Consider the following 17,390-nt stretch of genomic DNA (forward strand, 5'->3'; position numbering starts at 1 on the left):
CCGCTCACGGCCCCTTCGCGCGCAGGTGGTGACTCACCTCGCCGACGAGGTTGACCGTGGCCCGGCGTTCGGTGAACCGCCAGCCGCTGTCCCCTCGCGTGAACCGGTCCGCCCAGCATTCGTTCGTCTTCCGCGGCACCCCGCGTCGACCAGCGCCGCGTACGAAAAGACCTGCTTCTCCAGCGCGCGGCAGCCGTCCACGGAAACGATCTTACAGAGAAAGTATAGAAATCTTCCGTACCGTGGCGGCGAACGGCGGCAGGGGGCCGCCGGGCCGAGGGGGACACCATGGATCGCCGTAGTCTGCTCAAAGCCGGGGCCGCCACCGTGGCCGGGGTTGCGCTCGCCGCGACCGGGACCGGAACCGCGCTGGCCGACAGCGGCCTGCCGCCGGTGCCCGGGATGCTCGGGGACCGGCGGGCCAACGAACTCTGGTACCAGCTCGACGAAATCTCGCTTTACCACCCGTCGCAGGAAGTCCAGGACGCCTACGCCGTGCTCTTCCCCTTCATCCAGGAGAACGCTCCGGAAGGCCTGTACGGGAAATGGCGGGAGCTGAGCCGGGAACCCGCGTACCCGGCGAACTACGCCGAGTTCGCCAAGCCGGTCGAACAGCCGCTGCGCGTCCTCTCGAAGCTGCAGCTCGACAATTTCGACCGCTTCTACCGCGGTGACGAGGCCGGGCTCGTCAGGGCCTTCGCCGCCTTCGGGCAGGGGATCCTCTTCGACCCGCGGCGCGCGCCGGAAGAGTCGGAGGTGCACACCATGAACGGGAACCCGCCGGGCGGCTACCACTTCTGGCACTCCGTCCTGCGCGCGCAGATGGTCCTCGGCATCGACCGGCACCGCTGGGCGCGGATCCACCCGATGATCGGCTTCGGCTGGGCGCTGCAGTCCATCGCGAAACCCGACCACCGCCACGTCAACCCCGCCCTGCCGCGCGAGCAGGTCCGCGCGCTCGCCCGGTACTGGCTGCCGCGCTCGCCTGCCGAACTCGACCGCGACTTCCAGTCGGCGCCCTACCCCGCCTGAGCGTCCAGGACCCGCTGGTACGCCGCACGCAGCGCCGGCCCCGGCGTCATCCCGAGCCGTTCGTCGAGGAGGCGGCGGCCGCGGTGGTAGACCGCCACCGCGTCCGCCGGCCGTCCGCCCGCGCAGAGCGCGGCCATGAGCAGGGCCCGCGCGCGTTCCCGCATCGGGTGTTCGAGGACGAACGCGGTCGCGTCGGGTACCGCGCGCAGGTGCTCGCCCGCCGCGATGTCGGCTTCGAGCCGGCCCTCCAGCACGGTCAGCCGCAGCTCGTCGAACCGCGCCGCCTCGCCGGCGCGCAGCGGTTCGGCGACGCCCGCGAGCACCGGGCCGCGCCACAGCTCCAGTGCGGCGCGGAACAGCGCCGCCGCGCGGGCCGGGCGGTCCGCGCGGAGCTCGTCGTGGCCCGACGAAGCCAGCCGCTCGAACTCCTCGGCGTCGACGGTCCCGCCCGGCGTCAGCAGGTAGCCACCGCCGGTGCGGACGAGCCGCGCCGGGCGGCCGAGGGCCTTGCGCAGGCGCGAGACGTACGTGCACACCTGCGCGTCGACCGTCGACGGCCGTTCGCCTTCCCACAGCAGCGAAATCAGCCGTTCGTCGGGCACCACGCGCCCGCGGGCCAGCAGCAACGCCGCCAGCAGCGTCCGCGGCTTGCACCCGCCGAGCGCGGCTGCCCGGCCGTCGGCACGCGAGACCGCCAGCGGCCCGAGAATCCGGAACTCCATCCCCACCCCCCTTCCAACGTACCCGGAAAGTCTCAGCCGCCCCTTAGGTTCGGCGCGGATCATGGAGGTGAGGGGTTGAGGAGGCCGCGATGATCACCACACGTCCGGGTTACCCACGCTGGCACACCGCGAGTGCGCAGGGGCCGCGCTCACTCAACGCCGACGCCGTCGGGGCGTACGCCGCCGCCGGCGGCCCGGGCATCGCGTTCGCGCTCGCCGACGGCGTCGGGGACGATCCCGCCGCCGCACACGCCGCCCGCACCGCCGCCGCGGCCGCCGCGCGCACGCCGGTCCACAAAGGACCAGTCGAGGCGGTGCTCGCCGCGCAGCGGGCGGTGCGCGAGCAGACGCTCGGGGACGCGGTGCTCGTCGTCGCCATGCCGGCCGGGCACGGCGGGTACCGCATCGCCTGGGTGGGTGACGCCCGCGCGTACGCCTGGGACGGCACCACGCTGAGCCGCCTCACCACCGACCACACGCTCGCCGAGTTCTTCCGCGCCCGCCACCAGCCGGTGACGCCACGGATGGAGCACGTGGTCACCACCAGCGTCCGCACCGCCGACGCGCACGAGATCGGCACGGCGGAGACGACGAGCGCGGGCCTCCTGCTGACCAGCGACGGCGTCCACAAGCCGCTCACGGGCAGCGGTATCCGCGCGCTACTGGCGCAGCCGGGCACGGGCGCAGCAGAACTGGTCGAAGCCGCCCTCGCCCGCGGCGGCTCGGACAACGCGACCGCCCTCTACGTCGAACCCCTGGAGGTCGACAGCACGACGGTCCGGTTTCCCGTCGCCGCGTGAACCGGGCCCGGACTCACCGGCCTCGCCTGGCTCCGGGCTGAGGTAACGGCTCGCGCGCGGTAACGGCTCGCGCCCGGCACGCTCCCGGCCCCAGCCGACCGGCCACACCCCCCTGCCGAACCGATACGCAGCCGCCTCAGCGGCCGCCAGGCCGGGTCAAGGCACGCTTTCCCGCCTTGACGCGGTCTGGCGGCCGCTGCACAATCCGGCGTTCGGGTCGGCGGGAAAACCCCGGCAGACTCCAATCCGGCAACTCAACCGCGCTTGAGCTGCCGGTACTCCCGCAACACGAGAACAATGATCACGACGTCGAGCGCGGCGAAGAACGGCAGCGCAATCGAGTGGGTATGCACCGCGCGGAAGATCTCGTAGACGACGAACGCGGCGAGGATGACGGCGGCAACGGGATAAGCGCGGACGATCTTGCGGGCCAGCGCCCACACGAGGCCGAGCTTGATCAGCCCGTGGGCGAGCAGGTACGCGACCGCGAAGGTCTTCGTGTCGCCGTGGAGGAAGTTCTCCGTCGCCGATTCGAGGTGGCGCGCCAGCGTGCCCGACGGGTCGCCGAGCAGGTCGCGGGTGATCACGGCGTGGGTGAACCCGCTGACCGTCGAGGCGGGGATGAACGCCAGGATCAGCGCCCCGACGACCTGCAGGGCGCCGTCGAGGCCTTTGATCGCGATCGCGATCCGGAAGAACCGCTCGGTCGCCGTCGGTTTCTGCTCGGTCATACCCCCAGCTCAGCAGAAACGGCGGATCAGCGCACGTGGAGACACTTTTCGCACCGTTCGTGGCGCGCTGTCCGGCTCGTCGGGTCCGTCCCGTAGAAGGGGAAACAGGCGGCGCCGCAGACGGCGAGGAAGATCGGCCCGCACCGGAGGGGGTGCGGGCCGACCTGGTGGGCGACGGCCAGTGCGCGCCGCCGTGCGCCCGCTTCGGGGAGCCAGCCGTCGTCCGGGAGGCCGGCCCGGACCTGGGCGTCGAGCTCGTCGGCGCGGGTGATCAGGTCCCCACCGAGGTCGGCCAGCCGCTCCCCCAGGTCGCGGAGGATGTCGGGGCGCGGCACCTCCTCCCCGACGGTCCGGGCCAGCCACGCCAGATCGGGGGCGAGCGAGGCGTGCAGGTCGCGGATGCGCTCCAGCAGCCGATGATCCCGGTCGGCCTCGGTCAGCACCGCGCCAGCCACGCCGACTCGCACTCGGCGCACGTCGGGTCGAACCAGTTCCCCCCGAGCTGCGGAACATCCCTCACCGCGACGGTCACTTCTTCCCCGCACAAAGCCACGAACTGTTCCTCCGGACGCGGAGGGAACGGCCCGTCGAGCGCGTGACGCTTCCCCTCCGCCTGCTGCCACCTCAACATGATGGCCATTCAATCTGTCCGATCCGGTGGACACCAACTCGCTGAGAGTGTGATGGACAGGAACTCGTGTTATCAGGCTGTTCTCGGCGATTCCGGCCCGCGGGTAGGCCGTCACATGGCGGGTGGCGCCGCCTGCGTGCCCCACGCCGTCGGCGTGTCACTCAGGCGGAACTGGATCTTGCCCGCGCGGAGCAGGTCCGCGTGGGAGATCCAGCTGCGACCGTAACCGCGGTGTCCGATGCGGACGTCCTTTGTGTACTGCAGCTTCGCCGCGCTCGCGCCCGGTGCTTCGATCTCGATCTTGCGGCCGCCGTCCGGGTGGATCTCGACCTTCTCGAACATCGGCGTGCTGAGCAGGTACGTCCCGGAGCCCGGCTGCGCCTCGAAGACGCCGGCCATGCCGAAGACGAGCCACGACGAGATGGTGCCGAGGTCGTCGTTGCCCGGCATGCCGTACGGCGTGTCCGTGAACAGCGTCCGCGCCGCCCGCAGCACCGCCGAGGTCTTCCAGGGCGCGCCCGTCCAGCTGTACATCCAGGGTGCGTGCAGGTCGGGCTCGTTGTTCGGGTTGAAAGCGAAGTTGTTGTGGTAGTCGTACGCGCCGTGGACCCAGGAGTCCTTGGCCGCCTTCGCCGGGTCGGTGAGCAGCAGCGGCATGTCGAAGAAGGTGTCGAGCCGCCGCTCCGCCTGCGCCGGGCCGCCCATCAGGCCGAACAGCTTCGCGGTGTCCTGCTGGGCGAGCCACTGGTACTGCCACGGCGTGCCCTCGTGGAAGCCGGTCGACTTCGCCGGGTCGGGGTCGCCGACGCCGGTGCCGTCCGCGGCCTTCGTCCGGGGGAAGCCGGTGAAGCCGTGGGATTCCACGCCGGTGTCCCACAGGTGCGCGAAGTTGCCACAGCGGGCTCGCAGGGTCGCGGCCTTGTCGCCGTAGCCCAGTCCGGACGCCATTGTGGACAGTGCGCAGTCGGCGAGGGCGTACTCGAGGGTCGCCGAGCCGGCCTGGCGCGTGTCGCCGTAGGTGTAGCCCGGCAGGTCCTGGTAGCCGATCCAGCCGTTCTGCACGTAGGTCGGGTTGCCGTCGCGGCCGCGGAAGATCGACTGGTCCTTCGGCACTTCGTTGGCGTTGCGCCACAGCGCGTCGAACAGCTGACGGGCGGTCTTGTCGTCGAGGAGGCCGCGGCGGTAGTTGTCGACCACCCACGGCGTGACGGGGTCGCCGCTCATCACGTTCGTCTCGCCGCCCGCGAGCGCCCACCGCGGGACCCAGCCGCCGTCCTGGTAGACCTTGAGGATTGACTTGGTCATGTCCGCGGCCTTGTCCGGGTGCAGCAGCGCGACCAGCTGGTTCTGCGAGCGGTAGGTGTCCCACAGCGAGAACATCTGGTAGTAGGTGCCGCGGCCGCGGTGGACGGTGTCGTCGAAGCCGCGGTACGAGCCGTCCACATCGGACCCGACGGACGGGTGCAGCAGCGACCGGTACAGCGCGCTGTAGTAGGTGCGCTGGTCGGCGGTCGTCCCACCGGCGACGCGCAGGCGGTTCAGCTCGTCCCGCCAGGTCTCGTGGGACTGCTTCTTCGCCCGGTCGAACGACTTCGGCTGCTCGGCCTGGCGGTCGAGGCGGGCGCCGTCGACGGAGGTGTAGGACAGGCCGACCGACGCGCCGACCTGGTTCTTGTCGGTGCCGAAGGTGAGCCAGGCGCCGGTGCGCTGGCTGCCGAGCTTCGCGTCACGCTGGTTCGGCGTCAGCTTGCTGTCGGTCCAGGTGCCGAAGCTCGTGAACTTGCGGTCGAACTTGGCGCTGAAGAAGACCCGGTAGCGCTCCTTCTGCGTCTCCCAGCAGAAGTTGCCGCCCTGCAGCCAGCCCTCGACGGTGTCGTCCCCGACGACGTGGACGTCGCCGGCGTAGGTGTAGCCGTTGCTCTCGCCGACCTCGATGAGAACGTTTTCGCTGGTCGCACCGCTCGGGAAGGTGTAGCGGTGCTGGCCGGTGCGCTGGGTGGCGGTGAGTTCGGCGTCGATGCCGTTGGCCAGCTTGACCCCGTAGTAGCCGGGTTGGCGGGTTTCGTCGGCGTGGCTGAACTTCGCGCCGTACTTCGCGGGATCGCTGGTGGTGACGGCGCCGGTGGTGGGCATGAACCGGAAGTTGCCCATCGTCTGGCAGCCGACGCCGGAGAGGTGGGTGTGGCTGAAGCCGAGAGTGGTGTCCTGCGCGTAGTCGTAGGACGCGTACTTCTTGAGCTGGGTGTCCGGGCTGAGCTGGACCATCCCGAACGGCGTGGTGGCGCCGGGGAAGGTGGTGCCGTCGCCGTTGTTGCCGATCGAGGTGTCGACGAGCGTGGTGGGGTCTTCGGCGAACCGGGGGCCGCCGTGGGCTTCGGCAGGGGTGGCGAGAGCCATCGTCGTGGCTCCGGCGAGCAGGGTGGCCAGGACGCGCGTCCCCGTTCTTGGGGTGCACTGCCTCATCGGTTTCCTCCTGACAACGTTGTCACATCCACCGTGGGATCTTTTCCGTTGTCCGGTGGACAAATCAAGCCCTGACTCAGACCTGGTGGGTGACATGCCCACCGACGACCGTCGCCGTCACCGGGAGGGCTCGCAGGTCCGCCGGGGACAGCACCGACGGGTCCGCCGCCGTCACCATCAGGTCCGCGACGTCCCCCACCGCCACCCCTCGACGGCCACCCGACGACGACGCCAGCGCCTCGGCGAACGGGATCGCCTGCTCCGGGTGCCACGGCGGGCGGTCGTCGTCCGTGCGGGAGATCGCCGACGCGATACCGTCCCACGGGTCCAGCGGCGCGACCGGGGCGTCCGAGCCGAACTCCAGGCGGGCGCCCGACTCCAGCAACGACCGGTACGGGAACGCCCGCGACGTCCGGCCGTGCCAGTGGCGGTCGGCGACATCGCGGTCGTCCGGCTGGTGCGACGGCTGGACCGCCGCGATCACGCCCAGCGCGGCGAACCGCGGGACGTCCTCCGGGGACAGCAGCTGGGCGTGCTCGATGCGGCCCGGGCAGCCGACCTCCTCGAACGCGTCCAAAGCGATCGTGTTCGCCCGGTCGCCGATCGCGTGGACCGCCGGGAGCAGCCCGTGGTCGAACGCCCGCTGCATCAACGGAATCAGTTCGCCGGGCGGCAGTTCCAGCGAGCCCGGCGAATCCACGCCGGGATACGGGTCGTGGCAGTAGGCCGTGCGGGTGTTGAGGGAGCCGTCCACGAAGAGCTTGAACGGCCCGACCGTCAGCAGCCCACCGGAGTCCGGCAGGACGTCGCCCGTGCGGTGGCCGCGCTCGATGGCCTGATCCAGGAGGTGCCTCGCGATGACACACGAAATCCGCGCGGCCGGGGCGCCCCGGCGCGTCCAGTCCGCCACCGTGTCCGCGTACTCGTAGTCGACGATCTGCGTCACGCCCCGCGCGACCGCCGCGGCCACGGCTTCCGCCACCCAGCGGTCCTGGACGTCGATCGCCGCCGTCGGGAGCTGGGCGGTCGCGGTCATGCAATCGCCCTCCAGCAGGACGCCCGTCGGGTGGTCGCGACCGATCAGCTTCAACGCCGCCGGGCTCAGCCACAACGTGTGCAGGTCCGCGCTGAACAACGCGACCGCCCGCCCGGGCAGCGCCCGCTGCAGCAGGTCCTTGTGCGGCTTGTCCGGCCACAGCCCGTCACGGAACCCGGCGCCCACGACGAGCTCCGACTGCGGCGCGGGCGTCGCCAGCAGGTGGGCCAGCAGCAGCTCGATCGCCTCTCCCGCCGAGCGGGCCGCGTCCAGGGGGATGCGACGCCGGAACGTCGCCCACTGCACGACGTGGACGTGCGCGTCGACCAGCCCGGGCAGCAACGTCCCGCCGTGCCCGTCGACCAGCCGTGCGGCGAACCCCTCGGAGCCCGGCTCGGTGATCGACGTGACCCGGCCGTCGTTCACCCGGACGTCGGCGAGGTCGCCACCGAGACCCGGCCGGACGCGGCGCAGCAGGAGATCATCCATGCGGACCACCTTGCCAGCCGGGCCCGTCCGGGTGAAGCAGCGCATGAAAGTGAAACATCAAGGGTATTAGCAGCGTTGAAACCATTGGCAGCCGTCGCCCGCCGAAGGGTCAGGGCCGGTCCACGGGCGCCGCCTTCACAAGCCGCGCAGGGTTCGACTCCCTCGGTTGCCACGCGATTCTCGGGGCGAGGCCGGTGTGCGGAAAGCGCGCACCCGGCCTCGCCTCGCGGTGTTCCCCGGGGGTCGAACCCCCGTTGCTCAAGACGGATACCCAAACGAGTCCGGAGGGCGGGTGCCTCCATCCGTGACCGTTGTGGGGCAGCAGGCCGCCTCCGAACGACTCCGGAAACCACGACGAAGTCCTGACTTGGCTCAAGATCGCTGATCTTGGGTAGGGTGCTGGCTGTTGAGCTGCGGTTTCGTCGTGTGAACGGCGAAAATCTGCGCACTAAGCGGCCGGTTCTAGGGGTCTGCCCATCGCTTCCCGGTTACGGCTTCAGCGACAAGCCGGCCGCGCCGGGGTGGGGGATCGAGCGGATATCCGACGCGTGGTGCGAGCTGATGGCCCGGCTCGGCTACCGGCGGTTCGGCGCCCAGGGCAGCGACTGGGGCACCAGCATCGCCACGAGCATTGGTCAACGGCAACCCGATCGGGTCGCCGGCATCCATCTCATGCCGCCGCTCGCACCGCCCGATCCGGCCACGTTGGACGACCTCACCGGTGCCGAGCGGGCGGCGCTCGCGACACTGCGGGAGGCGGACGAATGGGGCTCCGGATACTCGGCGCAGCAGTCGACCCGGCCGCAGACGGTCGGCTACGGGCTGGTCGACTCGCCGGCCGCCCTCTGCGCCTGGATCGTCGAGAAGTTCTGGTCGTGGACCGACTCCGGTGGCGACCTGCATCGGGTTATTACCCGGTATGAGCTGCTCGACAACCTGACGCTCTACTGGCTGCCCGGCACCGGTGCCTCATCCGCCCGGCTGTACTGGGAAAGCCTCCGGCAGGTCAACGAATGGATCTCCGGGTCGGCCGGCGCGCCGGTGACCGTACCCACCGGCTGTTCGGTCTTCCCCAAGGAGCTGCAGCGCCCGTCTCGGCGGTGGGCGGAGCGCCGGTTCCCGAACATCCGGTACTGGAACGAGCCCGGCAGGGGCGGCCACTTCGCGGCGTTCGAGCAGCCGGCGTTGTTCGTCGACGAGGGCCGGTCATTCTTCCGGCTGGTCCGCTGATGGTCACCCGTACTCGGTAAGCGGCTGGCTAAAGATCAACAAGTGCCCATCGGGTGTCCGTACGTTGAAGTCGCGCATCCCGTAGGGCCGGTCAGCCAGTGGCTCGACGATGTCGGCGCCGCGGGCGCGCAGCTCGTCGTGGCAGGAATCGACGTCGTCGACGACAACCGTCACCCTGGCCGGGCCGACGCTGCTTTCGGCGTACAGGTGGAACTCGGCGGTGTCGCGGATCACGGCCGCGTAGCTAGGTGGGGTCTCCCAGGTGAATATGGTGTCGAATCCGAGCACGTCCGTGAAGTACGACCGCGCTGCCTGCACATCTCGGCACGGCAGCACGGGAACCGCCACCCGCATGACCATTCCGTCACCTTACCTGACTTTGGCTCAAGATCGCTGATCTTGGGTAGGGTGCTGGCTGTTGAGCCGCGGTTTCGTCGTGTGAACGACGAAAATCTGCGCACTAAGCGGCCGGTTCCAGGCTGTCTCTCGTGGCGTATGTGCGCACGGTGAAGACGGCGTCGGGGGCCAGGGCGGTGCAGATCGTGCACTCCTCGCGTCGCGGGTCGCGGGACATCGAGCACATCGGCTCGGCGCATGACGATGCGGCGTTGGAGGCGCTCAAGGCGGTGGCGAGGCAGCGTCTGGCTGTGGGGCAGCCCGAGCTCGACTTTGGCCCGGACTTCGCGGCGTTGCAGGCCGGCAGTGGTGCTGGTGGTGGGCCGCTTGCGATCACGTCGTCGCGGATGGGGTACCTGTGGGACGCGCTCGGCCACGCCTACCAGCTGTTGGGGTTCGAGGAGGCCGCTGGTGGTGACGAGGTGTTCCGATTACTGGTGCTGGCACGGATCGTCGAGCCGACCAGCAAGCTGGACAGTCTGCGGGTGGTCGAGGAGGCAGGTTTCGACCCGCCGGCGTACGCGACCCTCAAGCGGCGTCTGCCCGCGTTCGCGAAAGAGTCCTGGCGGCAGAAGTTGGCCGCGGCGTGCGCCCGCACCGCTGATCTGGGGCCGGCGTCACTGGTTCTCTACGATGTGTCCACCTTGTACTTCGAGACCGATGCCGGGGACGGGTTCCGTGAGCCCGGGTTCTCCAAAGAACGCCGCCTGGAGCCGCAGATCACGATCGGGCTGCTCACCGACGCAAGCGGGTTTCCGTTGATGGTTAACGCGTTCGAGGGCAACCGGGGCGAGACCACTACGATGCTGCCGACCATCCGTGCGTTCATGGATGCCCACCAGCTGGCTGATGTCACGGTCGTGGCCGACGCTGGCATGATCTCTGCGGCCAACCAGCAGGCCATCGAGGCCGCGGGGTTGTCGTTCATCCTCGGCGCGCGGATACCCGACGTGCCGTACGTGGTCCAGGCGTGGCGCCACGAGCACCCGGATGAGCAGATCCCCGACGGGCACATCTTCACCCAGCCCTGGCCTGCCGGCCCCAAGGACCAGCGCCGCGACCAGATCATCTACTACCAGTACCGGGCGGACCGGGCTCGGCGCACCCTGCACGGCATCGACGAACAGGTCGCCAAGGCCGAGCAGGCCGTCGCCGGCAAGACCGCGGTCAAACGCAACCGGTTCATCCAGCTCACCGGCGCCACCAAGAGTGTCAACCGGACCCTGGAAGCCAAGGCACGCGCCCTTGCCGGCCTCAAAGGCTACGTCACCAACCTCCCGGACGTCACCGCCGAGTTCGTGATCGACGCCTACCACCGACTGTTCCACATCGAGAAGTCGTTCCGAATGTCTAAACACGACCTACGTGCGCGGCCGATCTACCACCACAAGCGCGAGTCGATCGACGCGCACCTGACGGTCGTGTTCGCCGCCCTGGCCGTCAGCAGGTGGATCGAGCAGACCACCGGCTGGTCGATCAAGAAGTTCGTGCGCACCACCCGCCGCTACCGCACCATCAACATCCAGGCCGGCGAGCACACCCTCACCGCCGTCGACCCGCTACCCGACGACCTCCGCGATGCCCTCACCCGCATCCACGACCGCGGTGCGCACTAATTTGAGCCAAGTCAGGTCCGAACGACTCCGGAAACCACGACGAAGTGATGATCGTTCGCGTTTTCGCTGGTCAGGGCGCATCCTGGGGTGATGGGCGGAGGAACGATCTTCGATCGGCTCGCGGCGGCCGGGCACCGATCCGCCGCGCGCCGGGACCGATGGGCCGCCATCGCACGCGGCGCCCGCCTGCCCGTACTGGCCGGGGCAGCGGTACACGCGCTGGTCCGTGGTGGTTGTCGGGCTGGCAGATGTGGCCCTGGCTCGGCGGGGCGGGGGCGCTGGTTCCTCCTCGCGCCGCTCGGCGTCGGTCGCCGTGTCGGCATTGCCGCGACGGTCGCACTTGCTCTGGTTGTGGTCGACGAACTCCGGCGGCCGACATGACATGGAGATGCCCGTCCTCGGTGCTGAGGAGGACAGGCATCTCGACGCATGGTCGCAATACAGGGCCCTGAATGGTCCGAGTATCGCCTGTGCGTCAGTGTTGCGTTTACCCTACCTGTCTAACTGGAAAAAAGTACACTTCCACCAAAATCGGCATCAAATATATTGATATCCGTGAATGCACATACAGTTCCAGGGTCGTTGGTTGCCGAAATTATTCCGGCCGCCTTCACGCCGTTGGGTACGCGTTGGTAGACGGGGCCACCGCTGTCGCCGGGCTGGCACATTCTGGTATTATTTGCAGAGTGCGCTATGTCGAGGCCGCACACATACACATAGGTTTTCTCAAAATCATCCCATACGTTGGCGCAGCCGGCAACTGTATCAATGATGCCAGAGCAGTTTTCGTTCGTGAACGAACCATCGAAGCACACTCCCTCGCCCTGCGCGGGGAACGCCGTGCCACGAACTGTCTGAACGGTCTGCAGCTGGGTCCACACAACCGCACCATAGGTGTTTCCGTTCATCAGTTCCCCGTCGGGCAGGCGACTTCCGTACTCGACTGCAAACACTCGGCCCATGGTGCCTGTTTGGTAAATAAAATTACTGTCCTGATCCCAGTAGCCCTGTGTCCAAAAGGCGCCACCAGGTGCGCAATGCCCTGCGGTTTGCATGGATGGGCCCGAGTAGCCGAAGCCGCCTGTGCACTGAATGACAAGCACCGAGTCATCGGATGCTTCAAGCCGGTAGATCCGGTCGCCTCCATAGTAGGGCGCGCCGTCGAGCAGCCTGCTCGGCGAGGGTGCGACCTGAGAACTGCCAGCCTGCTGGTTCGTGATCGCTCCCACCTTGGCTGGTGGTTGCACCTTCTTGGTTTGGACGGGTCCTCGAATTGTTGTCAGTTTAGAGGCGAATGTCAATTGGTTGCCAGGTACCAGTGTGACACGGTTGCCGAACTCCCGGCGCGCAAGATCTTGCAAGTCTTGTGTGACTGCTGTCAGGGCAACCGTAACCACATCGTGGCGCCAATCGATTCCCCACCATGCAAGGGTGTTGGAAATCAAGGCGGCCCACGGCCGTCTGATCGTAATCTGATTCGCCACTTGCTGCAGTTCTGCCATACTATAGGCAACGGTGTGCAATTCCAGCCTCAGCGGAGTTGAATCCTTCGATGGCGATCGCAGTGGTGATGAGTTCCGAAAAATCTCATGCAGCGCTCTCGTGGATTCCGGAACGACGGACGGCGCCATGTTGACATGTATAGTACGCGTCGCGTTGTCAAGGTACATTCCGCCGAATTCGCTTCGGTGACCGTCGAGGTACTGCTGTATTCCGGCAATCGTGTCCATTGGAGAATTGCTCACAATGTCACTATTGCCGGCTGCGGCTTGGTCAGTCGCAAAGACGACAAGCGGAAATGATACCAGTACGGCACTGGTCAGAATTCTTAGACGAAGGCCAAAGTTGACATGAATCATTTCGGATTCCCGTCCTATTTGAATCGAAACCCTGACGGCTGGATTCGGGACGTGTGTCGCTCAAGCGGACACGGCTCAACCGAATGGCGGCCTGGTGGGGCCACCTGACAGTGCACGTCGTTCGATCCGACGTGACATCGATTCGTACATGATCAGGTCGCTCACCGAAATTCCACCCCTCGCAGAAGCCGATGTCTGCCCCGACGAGCACCCAGGGTCTTTCTGACCATCTTGGAAGTCAACAAAGACGTCACGAAACCACTCGGATGGAGCAAGAACTGTCTGACCAGACATTATGTCAGTTTTCTGCGTCTGTTGGTGATGTGTTGCGAAGTCCGGGATGTTCCTGGCTGCGTCCCCGTGGTATTCGTCGTGAATGTGGCCTCTGGCTGCATGCGCTGGTCCATCCGGCCTTGCCTCGTTCTCGCGCCGGAACCAGCCGGGCAGGCGGCATGTATCCGGTCGGCACAGGTTCCTTATGCGGGCTTATGGTCGGCGCGACCGGGTCGACAACCACAAATGCTTCGGCAAGGCTTGTTACTGTGTGTGCTGTGGCTCTGCGCCATCGAGCTGACGCCGGCCCACAGGGTGCGGCAAGGTGACGGTCGCGATGGCAGTCCTCGCCACGGCGAAGGACAGCACGTCCGGGGGTGGCGATTCGGCCCCGCGGACTACAACGTGAACGCTGGTCGCAGTTTCTGTGATTTCCACTCCTGCGATGCGCGGAGATCGTCCCAGCTGTACCGCGATCACCAAAGTCGTGTCGTCGTGATCGATCTCGACGAGCCGCCACGGCAGTTGCGGCAAAGTAGCTGCCTGCGCAGCAGCAAGTTCACCCAGCACTGCGCGGGGGGTGAGGTCCGACAGATGAGTTCGGGACGCTGGTGGAGGCTGCTTGTTCATATCGTTCACGCTCGACACCTCCTCGGTGCTCGGGTCACTCGATCGAACTGCTGGTCAACAGACATGGCCCTGTGCTGCGGTCGCGCCGCCCAGGCCTGACGCGCGGCGGTTGACAAGCGAATGGGGAGGGGCCTCCCCTGTCACGATCTTGCCTGTGCGAGCCGATCCGTCATGACGACTTCAGAGTAGCCCCAAATGAAGCCACGCACGCCCGAGCATTCGATGATCGGTGGTCCGTGGTTGCTCGGCTGTTGTATCAAGTGTTGGTCCAGGGGTTGTCTTGGCTGGCATTGCTTGCCAGACCCCGCCGGGGGCAAGCCCTCCTGGACCCCCGGCCGTGGTCCCGTCCGGTGGTCAGCCCACCGGGATGTCCCGCCGTCGCAAGGCGAGCAGGCCGCCCACTCCGGCGACCGAAGCGATCACCACCAGCCAGAGCACCGGCGTCAGCGAGAACGTCCCGCCCGGCAGCCGCGGTATCTGCTGGAACGGCGAAATCCCCAGCACCACGTCGTTCCACTGCAACGCCGACCCGACCAGCGACAGCAACAGGAACCCCGCCAGCAGCCCCCACGCCGCCGCGGCGAACCGCGGGAGGAACCCGATCAGCAACGCCGCCAAGCCGGCGAGCACCCACACCGCCGGCAGCTGGGCCAGCGCCCCCGGGACCAGCCCGAGGCCACTCCCGTACGCCACGCCGGTCGCCCAGCCCGTCGCCGCCAGCACGAACGCCGAGCCGGCGAACGCGAACGTCAGGTGGGCCAGCGCCCAGCCGACCCGGCCGACCGCCGTCGCCAGGACCGGTTCCGCCCGGCCCGCCGCTTCTTCCGCGCGCAGCTTCAGCGTCGCCTGCACCGCGTAACCCGCCACCGCGAGACCGAACAACGTCATCGTCCCGGCCAGGTACGCGTCCATCACCGCACCGCCGCCACCCATGTGGGAGAACACGTCCGCGACCGCCCGGTTGTCCCGCATCATCTCCGCGACGTTCTGCGCCACCCCGCCCATCAGCAGCCCGACGAGGCCCAGGCACACGGTCCAGACCAGCAGCGTCCCCCGCTGCAGCCGCCACGCCAGCGCCAGCGGCGAACGCAACGACGCCTTCGCCGTCTCCCGGCCCAGCCGCGCCGGTAACAGAGCCGCGCCGAGGTCCCGGCGCGCCGACAACGCGACGGCCGACACCACCAGCACGCCGGTCGCGAGGACGCCCACCGCGAGCACCCACCACTGTTCCCCCGCGAACGGGCGCAGCCGGTGCGCCCAGCCGACCGGCGACAGCCACGCGAGCCAGCCCGCCGAACCGCTGCTGTCCCCGGCCGCGCGCAGCAGGAACGCCAGCACCAGAGCCCCGATGCCGATGCCCCGCGCCCCGCCCGCGCCCCAGGTGAGCTGGGCGGCGACCGCCCCGGCCCCGGCGAAAACCCAGCCCGCCAAGGCGAATCCCGCACCGAGCGCCAACGCACCGGCGAGCGGCTCACCCTGCGCGGCGACGGCGAACGCGGCCAGCAGACCGAACACCAGGCACGCACCGCACGCGGCGAGCACCGCGGCGACCAGCCCCGCGTGCCGGCCGACGACGGTGGCGCCGGTGAGCTCGCGGCGTCCGGCCTCCTCCTCGGTCCGGGTGTGCCGCACCACGGTGAGCAACGCGATCAGCCCCACGACGACCGGGACGAACCCGCACTGCCAAGCCAGCAGGTTCCCCACGGAAGAGCCATACAGCGGGCCGTTGCGCACGACGAACGTCGCGCTCGACGCGTTGAGGTCGTAGAAGCGCTGCCGTGCCGCGGCATCCGGGTACGCCGCCTTGATCGAGGACAGGTAGCCGGCGGGCGCGAGCGTGAGACCGAGGATCCAGACCGGCAGCAGCCACCGGTCGCGGCGCAGCACCAGCCGCAACAGCGCACAGGTTCCCGTCATCGTGCCGCTCCGACCGGCTCGCCCTGCCGGTAGTGCCGCAGGAACAGCTCCTCGAGCGTCGGCGGCCGGCTCACCAGGCTCCGCAGCCCGCCCTCGGCGAGGTGCCGCATCACCTCGGCCAGCGAGGTCTGGTCGACGGACAGGTGGACGTGCGAGCCGTACGAATTCAGGTCGTGGACGCCCGGCAGCGACGCCAGGTCCGCGGGCACGTGCGCGAGCGAGGCGTCGATGGTGATCCGCCCGAGGTGCCGCAGTTCGTCCAGGGTGCCCGACTCCACCGTGCGGCCGGCCCGGATGATCGTGACGCGGTCGCACAGCGCCTCCACCTCCGACAGGATGTGCGAGGACAGCAGCACCGTCCGGTCGCCGCGTTCGCGCTCCTCCTCGACGACCTCCCGGAACACCTCCTCCATCAGCGGGTCGAGCCCGGACGTCGGCTCGTCGAGGACCAGCAGCTCCACATCGGACGCCAGCGCGGCGACGAGCGCGACCTTCTGCCGGTTGCCCTTCGAGTACGTCCGGCCCTTCTTGCGCGGGTCGAGGTCGAAGCGCTCGATCAGCTCCGCGCGGCGGGCGGTGTCGAGGCCGCCGCGCAGGCGGCCGAGCAGGTCGATGACCTCGCCGCCGGTGAGGTTCGGCCAGAGGGTGACGTCGCCCGGCACGTACGCGAGCCGCCGGTGCAGCTCGGTGGCGTCGGTCCAGGGGTCGCCGCCGAGCAGGGTGGCGCGGCCGCCGTCGGCGCGCATCAGCCCCAGCAGGACGCGGATGGTGGTGGTCTTGCCGGCGCCGTTGGGCCCGAGGAAGCCGTGCACCTCGCCGGTGTGGACGGTCAGGTCGAGCCCGTCGAGGGCTTTCGTCCGGCCGAACGCCTTGGTGAGGCCGGCGGCGGTGATCGCTGCGGCCATCGTCATTCCTTCCGTTGGTAGGCGGCCAGCGCTTCGCGGGCCTTTTCGAGGACTTCGGTGGTGGCGAGCGGGTTGAGGAACAGGTGCCCGGCGGCCGCCGACATCCGCAGCATCGCCTCGTTCGTGCCCGGCTCCTCGCCGAGCGCGCGGGCGACGTGGTCCTGCAGGATCATCAGCCCGCCGGTCATCGCGGCGAGCGCGGCGGCGACGCCCCGCGGGTCCGGCATGTCCATGCCCTGCTCGAGGAAGTAGCGCTCGGTTTCGTCGACGATCCCGGTGAACTGCACCTCGGCGGCCCCGGAGCCGTCGACCATGGCGCGGCCCAGGTACCGGCGGTAGAGCAGCTGCCGGGCGTCGAACGTGGGGAGGAATCCCGGGTTCGCGGCGCCCTTCGCCAGGACCTCCTCCTTGAACTTCACCAGTTCGTCGAAGACGTACGTGTCGCAGGCCTCGCGCAGGCCGTCCTTGGAGCCGAAGTGGTGGCGGATCAGGCCGCCGGAGACCCCGGCTTCCTCGGCGATGTCGAGGATCGACGTCTTCTCCATGCCGCGTTCGGTGAACAGCCGGATGGCGGCGTCGCGGATCCGGGCCCGGGCGGTGAGGTCTTCGCTGCTCATCAGTGTCCTATACGTGCGTGTAGTCGACTACACCTGAATATAG

17 protein-coding genes are annotated in these 17,390 nt (G+C 68.7%); 4 read left to right on the forward strand and 13 right to left on the reverse strand.

The window, feature by feature from the left end:
* Positions 1–4: 4 nt before the first annotated feature.
* Positions 5–139: a hypothetical protein gene (locus tag QRY02_RS24565; protein WP_285985213.1), complete on the reverse strand. Its 135-nt coding sequence runs from the start codon at positions 137–139 to the stop codon at positions 5–7.
* 149 nt (positions 140–288) lie between these two features.
* Between QRY02_RS24565 and QRY02_RS24570 the strand changes: the two genes are divergently transcribed.
* On the forward strand, positions 289–1,032 hold the full coding sequence (locus tag QRY02_RS24570) for a hypothetical protein (protein WP_285985214.1): 744 nt from the start codon (positions 289–291) through the stop codon (positions 1,030–1,032).
* Here the strand turns inward: QRY02_RS24570 and QRY02_RS24575 are convergent.
* Positions 1,020–1,754 (reverse strand): AfsR/SARP family transcriptional regulator, encoded by a 735-nt coding sequence (locus QRY02_RS24575; protein WP_285985215.1) that lies wholly within the window; start codon positions 1,752–1,754, stop codon positions 1,020–1,022. The two genes, QRY02_RS24570 and QRY02_RS24575, sit on opposite strands and share 13 nt — an antisense overlap.
* Positions 1,755–1,843: 89 nt before the next feature.
* On the opposite strand from QRY02_RS24575, the gene QRY02_RS24580 reads away from it, so the two are divergent.
* Positions 1,844–2,554 (forward strand): PP2C family protein-serine/threonine phosphatase, encoded by a 711-nt coding sequence (locus QRY02_RS24580; RefSeq protein ID WP_285985216.1) that lies wholly within the window; start codon positions 1,844–1,846, stop codon positions 2,552–2,554.
* 254 nt (positions 2,555–2,808) lie between these two features.
* Here the strand turns inward: QRY02_RS24580 and QRY02_RS24585 are convergent, their stop codons facing one another.
* The 5 genes from QRY02_RS24585 to QRY02_RS24605 form a co-directional block, all read right to left on the reverse strand.
* A complete protein-coding gene (locus tag QRY02_RS24585) occupies positions 2,809–3,285 on the reverse strand; it encodes a DUF2127 domain-containing protein (RefSeq protein WP_285985217.1) in 477 nt (158 codons plus the stop codon).
* Positions 3,286–3,311: 26 nt separating this feature from the next.
* Entirely contained in the window at positions 3,312–3,740 is a 429-nt protein-coding gene (locus QRY02_RS24590) for a hypothetical protein (protein WP_285985218.1), read from the reverse strand.
* The gene (locus QRY02_RS24595; RefSeq protein WP_353067983.1) at positions 3,722–3,925 is read right to left on the reverse strand and encodes an HC3 family zinc finger protein; all 204 of its coding nucleotides are present in this window, start codon (positions 3,923–3,925) and stop codon (positions 3,722–3,724) included. The genes QRY02_RS24590 and QRY02_RS24595 overlap by 19 nt, the downstream gene beginning before the upstream one ends.
* Before the next feature lie 102 nt (positions 3,926–4,027).
* On the reverse strand, positions 4,028–6,379 hold the full coding sequence (locus QRY02_RS24600; RefSeq protein WP_285985220.1) for a GH92 family glycosyl hydrolase: 2,352 nt from the start codon (positions 6,377–6,379) through the stop codon (positions 4,028–4,030).
* A gap of 76 nt (positions 6,380–6,455) precedes the next feature.
* Positions 6,456–7,904, reverse strand: a complete 1,449-nt coding sequence (locus tag QRY02_RS24605) for an amidohydrolase (protein ID WP_285985221.1) — start codon at positions 7,902–7,904, stop codon at positions 6,456–6,458.
* A 426-nt stretch (positions 7,905–8,330) separates the two neighbouring features.
* On the opposite strand from QRY02_RS24605, the gene QRY02_RS24610 reads away from it, so the two are divergent.
* The gene (locus tag QRY02_RS24610; RefSeq protein WP_285985222.1) at positions 8,331–9,134 is read left to right on the forward strand and encodes an alpha/beta fold hydrolase; all 804 of its coding nucleotides are present in this window, start codon (positions 8,331–8,333) and stop codon (positions 9,132–9,134) included.
* A gap of 3 nt (positions 9,135–9,137) precedes the next feature.
* On the opposite strand, the gene QRY02_RS24615 is transcribed toward QRY02_RS24610, so the two are convergent.
* A complete protein-coding gene (locus QRY02_RS24615) occupies positions 9,138–9,494 on the reverse strand; it encodes a VOC family protein (RefSeq protein ID WP_053731577.1) in 357 nt (118 codons plus the stop codon).
* A 128-nt stretch (positions 9,495–9,622) separates the two neighbouring features.
* Here QRY02_RS24615 and QRY02_RS24620 point away from each other — a divergent pair, with 128 nt between their 5' ends.
* Positions 9,623–11,146: an IS1634 family transposase gene (locus tag QRY02_RS24620; RefSeq protein WP_502874125.1), complete on the forward strand. Its 1,524-nt coding sequence runs from the start codon at positions 9,623–9,625 to the stop codon at positions 11,144–11,146.
* 500 nt (positions 11,147–11,646) lie between these two features.
* Here QRY02_RS24620 and QRY02_RS24625 read toward each other — a convergent pair whose 3' ends face one another.
* From QRY02_RS24625 to QRY02_RS24645, 5 genes are all read right to left on the reverse strand, one after another.
* Positions 11,647–13,005 carry a chymotrypsin family serine protease gene (locus QRY02_RS24625; RefSeq protein WP_285985223.1) on the reverse strand — a complete coding sequence of 453 codons (1,359 nt, stop codon included), beginning with the start codon at positions 13,003–13,005 and terminating at the stop codon, positions 11,647–11,649.
* Between the two features lie 537 nt (positions 13,006–13,542).
* Entirely contained in the window at positions 13,543–13,917 is a 375-nt protein-coding gene (locus QRY02_RS24630) for a hypothetical protein (protein WP_285985224.1), read from the reverse strand.
* A 345-nt stretch (positions 13,918–14,262) separates the two neighbouring features.
* A complete protein-coding gene (locus QRY02_RS24635; RefSeq protein ID WP_285985225.1) occupies positions 14,263–15,825 on the reverse strand; it encodes an ABC transporter permease in 1,563 nt (520 codons plus the stop codon).
* Positions 15,822–16,730 carry an ABC transporter ATP-binding protein gene (locus tag QRY02_RS24640; RefSeq protein ID WP_285985226.1) on the reverse strand — a complete coding sequence of 303 codons (909 nt, stop codon included), beginning with the start codon at positions 16,728–16,730 and terminating at the stop codon, positions 15,822–15,824. Before QRY02_RS24640 ends, QRY02_RS24635 begins: the two co-directional genes overlap by 4 nt.
* A 2-nt stretch (positions 16,731–16,732) precedes the next feature.
* Positions 16,733–17,347: a TetR/AcrR family transcriptional regulator gene (locus QRY02_RS24645; RefSeq protein ID WP_285985227.1), complete on the reverse strand. Its 615-nt coding sequence runs from the start codon at positions 17,345–17,347 to the stop codon at positions 16,733–16,735.
* Positions 17,348–17,390: the final 43 nt, after the last annotated feature.

Origin of the sequence: Amycolatopsis sp. DG1A-15b (genome assembly GCF_030285645.1) — a bacterium.
Taxonomy (GTDB): Bacteria; Actinomycetota; Actinomycetes; order Mycobacteriales; family Pseudonocardiaceae; genus Amycolatopsis.